Annotated in this window: 12 protein-coding genes; 10 read left to right on the forward strand and 2 right to left on the reverse strand. The window is 63.6% G+C overall.

Translation table 11 applies throughout. The features are described 5' to 3' along the window. Window positions 1–125 precede the first annotated feature (125 nt). The 7 genes from BRA1253DRAFT_RS09390 (at window position 126) to BRA1253DRAFT_RS09420 (ending at window position 5,724) form a co-directional block, all read left to right on the forward strand. Window positions 126–1,109 (forward strand): Ku protein, encoded by a 984-nt coding sequence (locus BRA1253DRAFT_RS09390; protein ID WP_007593405.1) that lies wholly within the window; start codon window positions 126–128, stop codon window positions 1,107–1,109. 57 nt (window positions 1,110–1,166) lie between these two features. Next, a complete protein-coding gene (locus BRA1253DRAFT_RS09395) occupies window positions 1,167–1,403 on the forward strand; it encodes a hypothetical protein (RefSeq protein WP_007593407.1) in 237 nt (78 codons plus the stop codon). A 174-nt stretch (window positions 1,404–1,577) separates the two neighbouring features. Next, entirely contained in the window at window positions 1,578–1,760 is a 183-nt protein-coding gene (locus BRA1253DRAFT_RS09400; RefSeq protein ID WP_007593409.1) for a hypothetical protein, read from the forward strand. Between the two features lie 191 nt (window positions 1,761–1,951). After that, the gene (locus BRA1253DRAFT_RS09405) at window positions 1,952–2,116 is read left to right on the forward strand and encodes a Flp family type IVb pilin (protein ID WP_007593411.1); all 165 of its coding nucleotides are present in this window, start codon (window positions 1,952–1,954) and stop codon (window positions 2,114–2,116) included. Window positions 2,117–2,298: 182 nt separating this feature from the next. Continuing rightward, the gene (locus BRA1253DRAFT_RS09410) at window positions 2,299–3,861 is read left to right on the forward strand and encodes a hypothetical protein (RefSeq protein WP_051058520.1); all 1,563 of its coding nucleotides are present in this window, start codon (window positions 2,299–2,301) and stop codon (window positions 3,859–3,861) included. 175 nt (window positions 3,862–4,036) lie between these two features. Beyond that, window positions 4,037–5,032 carry a glycosyltransferase family 2 protein gene (locus tag BRA1253DRAFT_RS46160; protein ID WP_007593416.1) on the forward strand — a complete coding sequence of 332 codons (996 nt, stop codon included), beginning with the start codon at window positions 4,037–4,039 and terminating at the stop codon, window positions 5,030–5,032. Window positions 5,033–5,040: 8 nt separating this feature from the next. After that, window positions 5,041–5,724 carry a class I SAM-dependent methyltransferase gene (locus BRA1253DRAFT_RS09420; protein ID WP_007593418.1) on the forward strand — a complete coding sequence of 228 codons (684 nt, stop codon included), beginning with the start codon at window positions 5,041–5,043 and terminating at the stop codon, window positions 5,722–5,724. A 1-nt stretch (window position 5,725) separates the two neighbouring features. Here the strand turns inward: BRA1253DRAFT_RS09420 and BRA1253DRAFT_RS09425 are convergent, their stop codons facing one another. Both BRA1253DRAFT_RS09425 and BRA1253DRAFT_RS46165 read right to left on the reverse strand, forming a co-directional pair. Then, a complete protein-coding gene (locus BRA1253DRAFT_RS09425; protein WP_007593419.1) occupies window positions 5,726–7,171 on the reverse strand; it encodes a hypothetical protein in 1,446 nt (481 codons plus the stop codon). Between the two features lie 153 nt (window positions 7,172–7,324). Further along, complete coding sequence (locus tag BRA1253DRAFT_RS46165) at window positions 7,325–7,537, reverse strand: hypothetical protein (RefSeq protein WP_157158568.1); 213 nt, start codon at window positions 7,535–7,537, stop codon at window positions 7,325–7,327. Window positions 7,538–7,978: 441 nt separating this feature from the next. Between BRA1253DRAFT_RS46165 and BRA1253DRAFT_RS09435 the strand changes: the two genes are divergently transcribed. From BRA1253DRAFT_RS09435 to BRA1253DRAFT_RS09445, 3 genes are all read left to right on the forward strand, one after another. Next, complete coding sequence (locus tag BRA1253DRAFT_RS09435; RefSeq protein ID WP_256375821.1) at window positions 7,979–9,634, forward strand: thiamine pyrophosphate-requiring protein; 1,656 nt, start codon at window positions 7,979–7,981, stop codon at window positions 9,632–9,634. A 113-nt stretch (window positions 9,635–9,747) separates the two neighbouring features. After that, window positions 9,748–12,249: a GAF domain-containing protein gene (locus BRA1253DRAFT_RS09440; RefSeq protein WP_007593425.1), complete on the forward strand. Its 2,502-nt coding sequence runs from the start codon at window positions 9,748–9,750 to the stop codon at window positions 12,247–12,249. Window positions 12,250–12,327: 78 nt separating this feature from the next. Next, on the forward strand, window positions 12,328–13,965 hold the full coding sequence (locus BRA1253DRAFT_RS09445) for an alpha/beta-hydrolase family protein (protein ID WP_088941312.1): 1,638 nt from the start codon (window positions 12,328–12,330) through the stop codon (window positions 13,963–13,965). The last annotated feature ends 1 nt before the right edge of the window (window position 13,966 follow it).

Raw genomic sequence — 13,966 nt, forward strand, 5'->3', positions numbered from 1 at the left:
AGGCTGCAACCGCGCGCCGGGCGGCCGGTTAACGCAGATGCAAGATTCAGCGATCCGCCTTGCTATGATTCGGTGTTCCCCGATGGTATCTTCGTCTTCTGTCCCCGTTGCGTTTGGAGTAGCCCATGGCCCCCCGCGCCAATTGGAAGGGTTTTCTGCGTTTGTCGCTCGTGACCTGCCCGGTCGCTCTCTATCCGGCCACTTCGGATACCGAGAAGGTCTCGTTCAACCAGATCAACCGCAAGACCGGCCACCGGATCAAGTACCTCAAAGTCGACGCCGAGACCGGTGACGAGGTGACTTCGGAGGACATCGTCAAGGGCTACAAGGTCGACACCGACACCTATATCGAGGTCACCAAGGACGAGCTCGACGACATCGCGCTGGACTCCACCCACACGATCGAGATCGACGAGTTCGTACCGAAGACCGACATCGACAGCCGCTATCTGATCCGTCCCTATTATCTCGTGCCCGATGGCAAGGTCGGTCACGACGCCTTTGCGGTGATCCGCGAGACGATCCGGAGCATGGACAAGGTCGCGATCGGCCGCGTGGTGCTGACCAACCGCGAGCACATCATCGCGCTGGAGCCGCTCGGGAGCGGCCTGATGGGGACGCTGCTGCGCTACCCCTACGAGGTGCGCGGCGAGAACGACTATTTCGACGACATCCAGGACGTTAAGCTGACCAAAGACATGCTCGACCTTGCAAAGCACATCGTCGAGAAGAAGTCCGGCGCGTTCGAGCCCGAGCTGTTCGAGGACCACTACGAGACCGCGCTGATCGACCTCATCAACAAGAAGCGCAGCGGCGCGCCCATCGCAGCAAAGACCGCGCCCAAGACCGGTGGCAACGTCATCAACCTCATGGACGCGCTGAAGAAGAGCATCGCGAACGAGAAGGACGCAGGCCCCGCGGCGAAAGTGGCCAAGGATGTGACCAAGGACGCCCTCAAGGGCAAGAAGCCGAAAAAGCGCGTCGAAGGCCAGCGCGAGATGCTGCTGCCAATCGCCGGCAAGGGCGGCAAGGACGCTGCTGCGAAAGCCGCTCCCAAAAAAGGCGACAAGCCGGTGCGCGCGCCGGCTCGGGCGAAGAAGGCCGGCTAGCAGCATCGCACAGCGACGACGCCGTGATGCCTCCCCTCGTCGATCGGCCGACCTGACATGCCCTGGTCGACCGCATTCGACGATCCCATTTCGTTACGTGGCGGGCGCAAGCTGCGGACGCTGCAAGAAGCTGCCGATCACATCATGCGACTGCCCGAGGACACGCAGCATGCGAGCCACTGGCAGACCGCGATCGAAACCCTGATCAACGCGGCCGAGACCGGCGGCGGCTGGATGATGTTCGCCCGCATCGCGGTATTGCGGGCGATGAATGCGGACGGTCGGCGCGACTGAGCCGGCGCCCCGCTCAAGAACAGGCTCAACAATCCGTTAAGCCAAGCCCGCGCTTTCAGCGTCTGCCCGCGGTCGCGGGGACGACACGTAATCCTACGGAAGGCAAAATTAACCGACGCTTCCCGCTCCGCGCAGCATTGTTGCGCCTCGATTGAACCCGGGATTTGCAGGCTCGTGCAGCAGCAGGACGCCAGAAAGAACTACATCGGCATCGTCAACGACGCGGCCGAGGAAGAAAGCCTCGCCGGCAGCTCCGCGCGGGCGCAGCCATGCGCGGTGAGCTATCTGGTCGGACGCCTGGCAACGGTGCTGAAACGCCCCGGCAAGGCCGCGCCGGAACGCCAGATCTCGTCCTGAGACGGGATGACGATATCGCCAAATGCGTCCGAATTGGGTGACGAAACCTTAAGTCAATCGGTGACATCATACCAAACGGCAGGTGAGGACCATCCACCTGGGTTTTGACGCGCCCGCGAAAATTTGCTGAATCAATTTACCATTCCGAAAACGGCACCAGCCTAGGTTGGACGGATGAACAGGAGTTGACGATGACTTTGCTCAAGTCATTTCTTGCCGATGAAAATGGTGCCACTGCCATCGAGTATTGTCTGATCGCCACCGGCATCGCGTTTGCGATCATCGCGGCCGTGAACAACACCGGCAGCGCACTCCTGAGCGGCAAATTCAACTCGGTCGGCGCGGCGGTCAAGTAGCCGGCATTGCCGGCGCGCCGCAATCTCATCAGCACAAGTCCGCGTGCAGCGCGTCGGATGACGGGCTCCTCCTTCCGATGCGGCGACGACCCAGCTTGATTTTCGCGAATTCGCAATATGGCGTTGTGTCGGGCGGTTGCGCCATCGTAGAGCGTAAGCTCAAACTGCAGCGGCCCGATGACATGATTTCTTCTGACAAGCCGACCTCGACAATCCGGGCTGGTCTTGGCTCGGACCGATCGGTGGCGATCACCGTTCTTGCTGTCCTGGCGGCTGTGTCGTTTCTTCCGGTGCTGCTGACCCCTATCCCCGCGATGGTCGACTATCCCAATCACCTCGCCCGGATGTATATTCTGAACCAGAACGGCACCCCCAACGCCAATCCGCATTACGAAGTGGCTTGGGCATTCTATCCCAACCTTGGCATGGATCTGCTGGTCCCGCAGATGGCGCGGCTGATCAGCGTCGAGAACGCCACGCGGCTGTTTCTGCTCCTGAGTCAATTGCTGATCGTTGGGGGCGCGCTCTTGCTCGAATGGGCGCGGAAGGGACGGGTCCATCTCGCCGGCTTTGCGGCGCTCGCGTTCCTTTACTGCCTACCGTTCAGCTGGGGCTTCGTGAATTTCGAGTTCGGACTGGGCCTCGCTCTCTGCGGCATCGCCGTCTATCTGATGCTCGCGGAACGCCCATGGCCATTGCGTTTCGTCGTCAACATGGTCTTCGTCGCTGCGCTATTTGCGGCGCATTTCTTCTCCCTCGGCATCTACGGCGCGACGCTCGGCCTTTACGAGCTCTCGCGCATCCGCCATGGGCGAATATCGTACGGTGTCGCCGCCGCGCGGCTCGCCGCGCTGGCCGTACCGGCGCTTGCCCTGTTTGGGATCATGCGCATGACCGCGGGATCGATCGGAAGCGAAGGAACGAACTGGTTCTTCGGACTCAAGCCGATCTGGCCGTTGCGCATCATGAACGGTTACAATTTGACGATCGCGGCTGCGACCGGGCTTGCGCTGATGATCTCGCTGTTTTTCGCCGCAAGACGCGGCGTCCTCAAGCTCGAAGCAGCCGGGATCTGGCTCGCGACCGGCTTCGCGCTGCTCTACGTCGTCATTCCCTCGAAGCTGTTCGGAACTTCGTTCGTCGACCTTCGCGTGATTCCCGCTGCGGCTCTGATCCTGCCGGCCTTCTGCTCTATTACGCTGCCCAGCCGGACATGGAGAATGGCAGCGCTCGCCGCGATCAGTGGCATCATCCTGGTCAATCTCGCCGTCGTGCTCGCGGTGTGGTTGCCTTACCGCACCGACTATGCGGCCATCGTCGAGTCGTTCCACAAGATCGATCGCGGCTCGCGCATCCTGGTCGCCAGCACGGACGACAATGGAGACCCGCCCTTCGCCGACCTCACCTCATATCCGATGTATTATGCGCCTACGCTCGCCGTGCACTATGCCAACGCGTTCGTGCCCAATCTATTTACGGAAGCGGGCAAGCAGCCCGTGCGGCCACGCGAGGACGTGCGCCGCCTTGCCATTCCCTACGGGGGGCCGATGCCGCTGGGCGTGCTGACCGCGATTGCGGCAAGCCGGCCGCCGGATGGCGTTCCGCCGTTCGTCAGCACCTGGCCCCAGGACTACGACTATCTCTACGTCCTCGGACCGCGGGCCGTAAACCCACTGCCGGATCTGCTGGAAGCGCTGGATACCTCGAAGCGATTTGTTCTCTACAAGATCCGCCGCAAGTCCTAGGCCGCAAGTCCTGGGCCAAAGCCGCGGCTGCTCGGCGTGGTTAATCGGGCATCACCATCCGCGCCGATTCAATGGAAGCCGCCCCGGCGCGCCACATCCTTAATGGTTGTGGCAAGGCGACCTTAACCACCGCCGGCATAGACTTCCGCTCCTGCAACGAGTTGGACTCTCTCGCATGGCGGCCAATTTCCAGTCGATCCGCTACAGCCTCGTCATCCCCGTGTTCAACGAGGAATCCGTGTTGCCGGTGCTGCTGCGCAGGCTCGACCTGGTCCTGTCGCGGCTCGATGGGCCGGCTGAAGCGATCTTCGTCGACGACGGCAGCAGCGATTCCAGCTCGATCGTGCTACAGGCGCTCGCCACGCGCGACCCGCGCTTTCGCTATATCGGCCTGTCGCGAAATTTCGGGCATCAGATCGCCATCACCGCCGGCATGGACGCCGCGCAAGGTGAAGCAATCATCGTCATGGATGCCGATTTGCAGGATCCGCCTGAAGTGATCGAGCAATTGATCGCAAAATGGCAGGAAGGCAACGACATCGTCCACGCCCGCCGCCTGTCGCGCGACGGCGAAAGCCGATTCAAACGCGCGACCGCGCATCTGTTCTACCGGCTTCTCGGCAGGATGTCCTCGGTCGGCATCCCCGCCGATGTCGGCGACTTCCGCCTGATCGATCGCAAGGTGCTCGACGCGCTTCGGCAGATGCCGGAGCAGGACCGCTTCGTGCGCGGCATGATCGCCTGGCTCGGCTTCCGGCAGGCCGAGATCGCCTTCCACCGCCTCGAACGTGCAGCGGGCGAGACCAAATATCCGCTGTTCAAGATGGTGCGGCTCGCGATGAACGCCGCGCTCGGCTTTTCCGATCTGCCCTTGCGCCTGGCAATCTGGTGCGGATTGACGGTCTCGGGTCTGGCACTGCTCTACGGCGGCTGGGTGATCCTGTTGTGGCTCAGCAACGACAGTCATCTCGTGACCGGCTGGTCCTCGACGATGGTCGTCGTGTCCCTGTTGTGTGGAATGAACATGCTGATGACGGGTATCGTGGGGCTTTACGTCGGCCGCATCCATGCCGAGGTGAAACGTCGCCCGCTCTATGTGGTGCAGACACGCGCTGGCTTCGACCGCAACGAGACGGCGGCCGCACCCGCGATCCACGCCGTCAACGAGTGAGCCGGCGCATGACCGAACTCTTTGACGGTTATCACGACAACTACCGTGACGTGGTCCAATCCTCGATCGACTTCTCCGGCTTGCCGCATCACTTCTTCATGCGCGCCAAGGCCGATCTCCTGGGCAATCTGATCGCGCAGCGGCTCGACAAGGAGAGGCCCGACATGCTGGACGTCGGCTGCGGCGTGGGCAGCCTTCATCCCCTGCTGCACGGCATGGTCGGCCGCTTGAGCGGGATCGACGTTTCTTCGGCCAGCCTGGCGCAGGCACGCGCTGACAACGGCAAGGTCGACTACCGTGAGTTTGACGGCCGCACCTTTCCTTTCGACGATGCCAGCTTCGATCTGGTCACCGCCGTATGCGTGATGCACCACGTCGTGCCGGCCGAATGGGCGCAATTCATCGCCGAGATGCGGCGCGTGACGCGACCCGGGGGACTCGTCTGCGTCATCGAGCACAATCCATACAACCCGCTGACCCGCCTTGCCGTCGCGCGTTGTGAGTTCGACCGGGACGCCGTCCTGCTCGGGGCGGGTAAAACCCGAAAATTGATGGCTGCCGGCGGCTTGCGCGAGATCGGTGCGCGCCATTTCCTGCTGCTGCCCTGGGACACCAAGCCGGCACGGCGCCTCGAAGCGACCCTGAGCGGCGTGCCGCTCGGCGGCCAATACGTCGCCTTCGGGACCGCTTGATCTATTTTTGCGGCATATCTCGCCGCTTGTGCACGACCGCCACGTCGTCGCTGTAGACGCGCTGCCATTGGGGCAGCCGGTCCAGCATCGCTATGGCCGGCGTTCCCGGCGCGAGCAGCGTTGCGCCGATGTTGTATTCGTCGAGCAACTTGAGAAAGTCGCCGAGATCGACCAGCGCCAGGGCACGATTGTAGCGGTTGATGAACGCTCCCCCGTACAGTTCACCGCGACCGTCGATAAAGGTGGGAATGCCGGCAAAGATCAAATAGCCGCCAAAGGAATAATCGTTGAGCACGTGCCCCGCCGTGGCGAGGTTGGCTTCAGCGATGGCAGCCTGAGGGGTAATGGCCGGAGCCGGTCGTATGTCACGCGCCAGCGTCGCCCCGCTCACCACGATCAACACACCCAGCGTGGCCAGGTTCAGGCCGCGTGACGAGCCGGGAGCATCTTCTCCCACCGGTCCGCCGAACGTCCGCCCCAGCGGAGCCGCCAGATAGAGCGGCGCCAGCATGGCCAGCAGATCCGCATTGCGGATCTGGGCCAGCGCGAAATGCAGCAAGCCGATCACGACCAACGCACGCACGACCGGCAGCGTCACGCCACGCGAGAGCGCGAAGATGCCGGCCAGCAGCAGCAATTCGAAGAAGCCTATGTGGCTGAAATCCTGCGGCCGCCATTCCGCGATCCAACCGAGCGCGGGGCCGAGGCCGAGCGTCGTCAGCGGCATCAGCAGCGGTTCCGGCCCGTAGGGCGTCAGGCAGGACGCCGCGACCGCGAGCGCGGTGAACGGCAGCCACCGCAGGAACACGCGTGGCCATTCGCTACGCTTCTCGCGCAGCAGCGCCTCAAAGCCCGCAGGGCCGATCAGTCCAAGCGCCAGCACCACACTGCCGTGGAGATTGGCCCACACGACCAGCAGCGGAAGGGCCCAGTACGGCGGAGGTCCTCCACGATCCATGCAGCGTACCAGGGCAGCCGCCCATGTCACCATCAGCGGCAGCACCAGCACGTGGGGCCGCGCCAGCATATGCGGCGCCAACAGGATGACGGCCGCGATCACCATGAGCAGCGTCTGGGTCGGCGAAAGCTCGCGCAGCAGGAAGAACGTGAACAGGCCAAAGGCGAGCGCCATCGCCGCGGCGGCGACGACGAGGACGCCCTGCCAGCCGGCAAGCGCGTAGGCACCGGCGTAGATGATCTCCGAGAGCCATTCGAAGGTGATCCAGGGCGCGCCGTGCCTCGAAAAGGAAAATGGGTCGGTCGCCGGCAGCATGCCGTGCGCGATGATCCAGCGCCCGACTTCGATGTGCGAATAGCTGTCGGGATCATTGAGCAGCCGCGGTCCAAGAATCAGCAACAGGGCATATACCCCAAGGCTCACCAGCCAGGGAAGCGCAGCACGCGCCGAAAACGGTTGAACCTCGCTGTGGACGACCTGGTCACTCATGGCGAGCGCAAGTTAGGGCGCAAGCGTTAAATTCCTCTTTGACTTCACCGCGCCTGGCTTGGTGCGGCGGGCCGGTCACGCTTTGTGAACTATACTCCCGGCTGCGAAATCCAGGCTGCGGCGCTTTGACGACCATGTGGGTCCTGATACGCTTCACACTGTCAATCCACCAACCACAGCTGCTTGAAGGATGCGGATGAGAAGCGTGATGCTCCTGGCTTTCAGCCTCATCGTTGTCGGCGTCTGGTCGCAGGACAGCGCAAGAGGACAGACTTCGGCCGCCCCGCCGGTTTCGCTTTCTCCGCCCAATGCATCGCCGCCGCATGCGGGCGCCAAAAATTCCAGACCTCCGCCGGCAGCATCCATCAGAGAAGCTTCGCCGCCGGTGATCGGCGGGCTTCCATCGGCGCCGAACCCGGCCGCCGACTACGATGGCTTCAGCGTAGGCCCCGACGAGGGCAATGACACCTCGAGCCAAGTGGTGCCGCCTGTGAGGTCACGCACGGCGAAGGGCTCCAGGGCCGATCCGGGTGCTAAAGGCGCCGCTGAGCAATTGATCGATCAAGAAGACGAGGCGTTGAAACGCAAGCTGAGGATCTGCCAAAGCTGCAAGTAGCGGTCGTAGCGGATGGAGCGCGGCGAATTCGTCATTGGTATGTCCGGGTAGCACGGCCCCGGATTGCGCTGCGCTCCATCCGGGCTACGGCAGCTCGCTGCATAGCTGACCTACCGCGACTCTCATCGCCCGCGCTTTACCCTTTCCCCGATTCCTGATCCTCTCTTCCCTAATCGGCCGGACCAACCGGCCTGCCCAGGGAGAGAGACGCCATGAAGCTCGGCACCGCGATTGCGGAAATCATGAGGCGCGAGGGGATCGAGATCCTCTGCGGTTATCCGGTCAATCATCTGATCGAGCATGCGGCCAAGGCCGATATCCGGCCCGTGATGGTGCGGCAGGAGCGCGTCGGCATCCACATGGCGGATGCGATCTCGCGGGTGACATCGGGACGCTCGATCGGCGCGTTCTGCATGCAGCACGGCCCCGGCGCGGAGAACGCGATGGGCGGTGTCGCGCAATGCTACGGCGAATCCGTTCCCGTGCTGGTGCTGCCGATGGGCTATCAGCGCAGGCTCGCGCATATCGAGCCGAACTTCAATTCGAGCGAAGCGATGAAGGCGTTTTCGAAATCGTCGGAGCCGATCATCCTGGCCGCGGAAGTCGCCAACATTTTTCGTCGCGCCTTCACCAAGCTGAAGAACGGCCGCGGCGGGCCTGTCATCGTCGAGATTCCCGCCGATATGTGGAACGAGGACGTGCCGGAGCCGCTGAACTATACGCCGGTGCTGCGCACCCGCTATGGCGCGGACCCTATTCATGTGAAGGAGGCGGCCGACCTGCTCGTCAACGCCAAGCGTCCGGTGATCTATGCCGGCCAGGGCGTGCATTACGCGCAGGCCTGGCCGCAACTGAAACGGCTGGCCGAACGGCTCGCCATTCCCGTGACGACCAGCCTTGGGGGCAAATCGTCCTTCCCGGAGACGCATCCGCTCTCGCTTGGCTCTGGCGGCCTTGCGGTGCCGCGCGCGGTGCCGAAGTTCCTGGCCGAGACCGACGTCATTTTCGGCATTGGCTGCTCCTTCACCGAGACCAATTTCGGCATCGCGATGCCGAAAGACAAAACCATCATCCACTCCACACTTGATCCGAACCATCTCAACAAGGACGTGGAAGCCAGGATCGGCCTCGTCGGCGATGCCGGGCTCGTGCTCGATGCGCTGCTGGAGGAGATCGGCAAGACCGTCACCGCAGATCGCGACGCCTCGGCGGTCGCGGCCGAGATCGCGGCCTCGCACAAGGAGTGGCTGGCGAAATGGATGCCGAAGCTCACCAGCAATGATGCGCCCTTAAGCCCCTATCGCGTGCTGTGGGACCTGCAACACACCGTCGACATCGGCAATACCATCATCACCCACGATGCCGGCAGCCCGCGCGACCAGCTCTCGCCGTTCTGGAAGTCGGTCGAGCCGCTCACCTATCTCGGCTGGGGCAAGACGACGCAGCTCGGCTACGGCCTTGGACTAGCCATGGGCGCGAAACTCGCAAAACCCGACAAGCTCTGCATCAATGTCTGGGGCGATGCCGCGATCGGCTTCACCGGCATGGATTTCGAGACCGCGGTGCGCGAGCGCATTCCGATCATGTCGATCCTGCTGAACAATTTCTCGATGGCGATCGAATTGAAGGTGATGCCGGTTTCGACCGAAAAATACCGGTCGACCGACATTTCCGGCGACTACGCCGCGATGGCGCGCGCCTTCGGCGGCTATGGCGAGCGGGTGACGAGACCTGAGGACATCATCCCCGCGATCAGGCGCGGCATCCAGAAGACGCAGGAAGGCATTCCCGTGCTGCTGGAGTTCATCACCAGCAAGGAGACCGAGGTGTCGCGGCCGGGCACGTGAAGCGGACCGGATTCTGGCGGCAAACTCGCTATCGCGGACGCTGGCTCCGGCCGCAGGAGATGTGATAATCCGCCCTGGTGCCGCGCTTGTCGCGGCATCAAGCCGGATTGCGAATGACCGCCCCTTCCAACGACATCGCGGAACTTGAGCGCCTGTTACAGGCGGCCACAGCCGAGAACGCGCAGCTTCGCAGTGAGCTCGCGATTGCGCGCGATCGTCAAAGCGCCAGCGCCGGGATTCTGCGCACCATCGCGGCCTCTCCGTCCGATACCCGGCCGGTCTTCGAGGCGATCGCGTCCAGCTCCCGGCGTTTGCTCGGCGGCTTCTCCGCCACCGTGCTTCAGTTCATCGATGACGAGCTCCACCTCGTGGCGTTCACACCAACGAGCACCGAGGCGGACGAAGGGCTGAAGGCGTCGTTCCCGCGCAAGATTGCCGACTTTCCGACCTTCGCGCTGGTGCGCGGCGGCGAGACGATCCAGTTTCCCGATAGCGAAGCCGCGGAGGTCCCGGAGCTGAACCGGAACCTTGCGCGGCTGCGCGGCTTTCGCAGCGTGCTGTTCATGCCGCTGATGAATCGGGGGACGCCAGTCGGCATGATCAGCGTAACTCGTGCCGAGCCCGGCGCGTTCGCAGCCGACCTCGTGCAGTTGCTCCAGACCTTTGCCGACCAGGCGGTGATTGCGATCGAGAACGCGCGGCTGTTCAACGAGACGCGCGAGACGCTGGAACGCCAGACCGCCACCGCCGACATTCTGAAGGTGATGGCCGCTTCACCCTCCGACGTACAGCCGGTGTTCGACGCCATCGCCGCCAACGCCAACCGGCTGATCGGCGGCTTCTCCACGGCAGTTCTGCGCTACATCGACGGCGCCGCGCATCTTGCGGCGTTCACGCCGACCGATCCGGCCGGCGATCGCGTGCTGCAGTCCTCGTTCCCGGTGCCATTCGCGCAGTTCCCGCCCTACCGGCTCGTGGCCAGTGGTGTGGCGGCGCAATTGCCCGACACCGAGGTCGAACCGGCGGCGCGGGACATCGCGCGCGCCCGCGGCTACCGCAGCATGTTATTCGCGCCTTTAATGAGCGACGGCCAGGCCATCGGCGTCATCATCGCCACGCGGCGCGCGACCGGCGCGTTCGGCGAGCATCATGTGCGGCTGTTGCAGACCTTCGCAGACCAGGCGGTGATCGCGATCAAGAATGTCAGCCTGTTCAACACCACGAGGGAAGCGCTGGAACGGCAGACCGCGACCGCCGACATCCTCAAGGTGATCGCGGCCTCTCCCGCGGATGTGACGCCGGTGTTTCAGGCGATCTCCGACAGCGCCAAGTCCCTGGTCGGCGGACATTCCTCTACCGTCACGCGCGTCATCGACGGCCTGCTGCACCTGGCCGCCTTCAGTACCGACAACGAAGCCGGCAACGAAGAGCTGCTCAGCTCGTTCCCGGCGCCGCTATCGGCGTCCGGCATTCACAGCCGAGTGGCAAGAAGCGGAGAGTTCGCATTCCGCAGCGACATGCAGAACGAGCCCGACCTTACGGACGCCATGAGAGAGCTGGCGCGGACGCGAGGTTATCGCAGCATCCTCGTGATCCCGATGCTGCGCGACGGCGTCGCGATCGGCACCATCGGCGTGACGCGGCCGGAGCCCGGTCCCTTCCCGGACAAGGCGATCGCCCTGCTCAAGACCTTTGCCGACCAGGCCGTGATCGCCATCGAGAACACGCGCCTGTTCAACGAGGTGCAGGATCGCACCCGGGACCTCGCCAAATCGCTCGACGATTTGCGCGCTGCCCAGGACCGGCTGGTCCAGACCGAGAAGCTGGCGTCGCTCGGCCAGCTCACCGCTGGCATTGCGCACGAGATCAAGAATCCGCTCAACTTCGTCAACAATTTTGCATCGCTCTCCGCCGAACTGACGGACGAACTGAACGAGGCGCTGGCGCCGCTCCCGCTCGCGGATGACGTCCGCAGCGAGGTCGACGAGCTGACCGGACTGTTGAAGGACAATCTCGCGAAGATCGTGCAGCATGGCAGGCGCGCCGACTCCATCGTCAAGAACATGCTGCTGCATTCCCGCGAGGGCGGCGGCGAGCATCGGCTGAGCGACATCAACGCGCTGGTCGAGGAGAGCCTCAACCTTGCCTATCACGGCGCCCGCGCCGAGAAGCCGCAGTTCGACGTGACGCTGAAGCGCGAACTCGATCCGGCGGCCGGGCAAGCGGAAGTGTTTCCGCAGGAGATCACCCGGGTACTGCTGAACCTGATCTCGAACGGCTTCCACGCGGTGGCCAAGCGCAAGTCGGATGACGGCGCCGCCGATTACGAGCCGGTGGTGATCGCCGCAACGCGCGACCGCGGCGACAGCATCGAGATCCGCATCCGCGACAACGGCACCGGCATTCCGCACGAGGTGAAGGAAAAGATGTTCGATCCGTTCTTCACCACCAAGCCGGCCGGCGAAGGCACCGGCCTCGGATTGTCGATGAGCCACGATATCGTGGTGAAGCAGCACGGCGGCACCATCGACGTCGCGACGGAGCCGGGCAAGTTCACGGAATTCACGATCCGGCTGCCGCGACAGAGCAGCTTTTCAGACAAGAACAAGAGATAGACTCGCCCGGAGGATGCCGTGACGAATCTGGCTTGGCTCGTTCGACGGCAATTGCTCTCGCTGTCCGGTGTCGGCCTCATGCTGGGCGCTCTGTTCTTTGCTGCCGCGCTGACGCCGACGCTGATTCCGCGGAGCTATCTCACGCAAGGCGCGCTTGCCGGCGGCTGTTTCGCGATCGGCTATTTCGCCGGCGTGCTGTGGCGCCAGCTGTGGCATTATCTCGAATTGCCCGAACCTTCGCCGCGGGCAAGATCGATTGCGAATGCGCTGGTCACGGCCGGTTGCCTGCTGGTCGTCGTTATCTTCCTGCGGCGAACCGCCGAATGGCAGAATTCGATCCGCACCGTGATGAAGATGACCCCGGTCGAGACCGCGCATCCGCTCAAGGTCTGCGTCATCGCCCTGATCACGTTCGCCGTGCTGCTGGTGCTGGGGCGGCTGTTCGTGTTTGTCGCCCGCTTCCTCGCCGTGCGCATAAAGCACGCCATTCCGCGGAAGCTCGCCAACGTGCTCGGCGTGCTGATCGCAGGCCTGCTGTTCTGGTCGATCGCCAGCAACGTCCTGGTCCGGACCGCGTTCAATGCGCTCGACTCCTCCTTCCGCGAACTCGACGCCCTGCAAGAGCCAGAGCGGCCGCAACCGGCCGCCCCCGATCGAACCGGAAGTTCTGCGTCGCTGGTGAAGTGGCAGGAACTCGGGCGCATGGGGCGCCGGTTCATTGCCTCAGGCCCGACCGCGACGGAGATCAGGGCCGTTACGGGACAGCCCGCGCAGAATCCCGTGCGCGTCTATGTGGGCCTCGGCAGCCGCGACACGGCGCAGGCGCGCGCCAGGCTTGCGCTCGACGAGCTCAAGCGCCAGTACGGCTTTGAACGCAAGGTCCTGATCGTCGTCACACCGACCGGGACCGGCTGGGTCGATCCATCCGCGATGGATACGGTGGAATATCTCCATCATGGCGATGTCGCGAGCGTCGCGATGCAATATTCCTATCTCAATAGCCCGCTGTCGCTGCTGTTTCAGCCCGAATACGGAGTGGAGGCCTCGCGTGCGCTGTTCACCGAAATCTACGGCTACTGGACGAGCTTGCCCAAGGACAAGCGGCCAAAGCTGTATCTGCACGGGCTCAGCCTCGGTGCCATGAACTCGGAAAAATCCGCAGAATTGTTCGAGACAATCGGCGACCCCATCGCCGGCGCGCTATGGAGCGGAGCGCCATTCGAGAGCCGCATCTGGCGCTCGATTACCGATAACCGCAATCCAGGATCACCGGCCTGGCTGCCGGAATTCCGCGACGGCCGCTTCGTGCGCTTCATGAACCAGAACGGGCCGACGGTGGCGCCGGATACGCCCTGGGGCCCGATGCGCGTGGTCTATTTGCAATACGCCAGTGACGCGATCACATTCTTCGCCTACCGCGATGCCTATCAGGCGCCGGCCTGGATGAATGCGCCGCGCGGGCCTGACGTATCACCGGAGCTGCGATGGTATCCTATCGTGACGATGCTGCAGCTCGCCCTCGACATGGCGGTCGCAACCAACACGCCGATGGGTTTCGGCCATGTCTACGCGCCCGAACACTACGTCGATGGCTGGGTCGCGGTCACAGCTGTCGGCGATTGGTCTGCCGAAGCGCTCGCACGGCTCAAGCAGCAGCTCGCAGCGAAAGCGCGGAAGACGGGCAATGGCGACGACGATCCCGATCGCGGTGGCTAAC

The sequence above is a fragment of the Bradyrhizobium sp. WSM1253 genome, from assembly GCF_000244935.1.
Lineage (GTDB): Bacteria > Pseudomonadota > Alphaproteobacteria > Rhizobiales > Xanthobacteraceae > Bradyrhizobium > Bradyrhizobium canariense.

What these genes read in the sequence shown, in the direction of transcription:
- BRA1253DRAFT_RS09390 (WP_007593405.1), top strand. Translation starts at nt 126, where the DNA reads ATGGCCCCCCGCGCCAATTGGAAGGGTTTTCTGCGTTTGTCGCTCGTG.
- BRA1253DRAFT_RS09395 (WP_007593407.1), top strand. Translation starts at nt 1,167, where the DNA reads ATGCCCTGGTCGACCGCATTCGACGATCCCATTTCGTTACGTGGCGGG.
- BRA1253DRAFT_RS09405 (WP_007593411.1), top strand. Translation starts at nt 1,952, where the DNA reads ATGACTTTGCTCAAGTCATTTCTTGCCGATGAAAATGGTGCCACTGCC.
- BRA1253DRAFT_RS09410 (WP_051058520.1), top strand. Translation starts at nt 2,299, where the DNA reads ATGATTTCTTCTGACAAGCCGACCTCGACAATCCGGGCTGGTCTTGGC.
- BRA1253DRAFT_RS46160 (WP_007593416.1), top strand. Translation starts at nt 4,037, where the DNA reads ATGGCGGCCAATTTCCAGTCGATCCGCTACAGCCTCGTCATCCCCGTG.
- BRA1253DRAFT_RS09420 (WP_007593418.1), top strand. Translation starts at nt 5,041, where the DNA reads ATGACCGAACTCTTTGACGGTTATCACGACAACTACCGTGACGTGGTC.
- BRA1253DRAFT_RS09425 (WP_007593419.1), bottom strand. Translation starts at nt 7,171, where the DNA reads ATGAGTGACCAGGTCGTCCACAGCGAGGTTCAACCGTTTTCGGCGCGT.
- BRA1253DRAFT_RS46165 (WP_157158568.1), bottom strand. Translation starts at nt 7,537, where the DNA reads ATGGATGCTGCCGGCGGAGGTCTGGAATTTTTGGCGCCCGCATGCGGC.
- BRA1253DRAFT_RS09440 (WP_007593425.1), top strand. Translation starts at nt 9,748, where the DNA reads ATGACCGCCCCTTCCAACGACATCGCGGAACTTGAGCGCCTGTTACAG.
- BRA1253DRAFT_RS09445 (WP_088941312.1), top strand. Translation starts at nt 12,328, where the DNA reads ATGCTGGGCGCTCTGTTCTTTGCTGCCGCGCTGACGCCGACGCTGATT.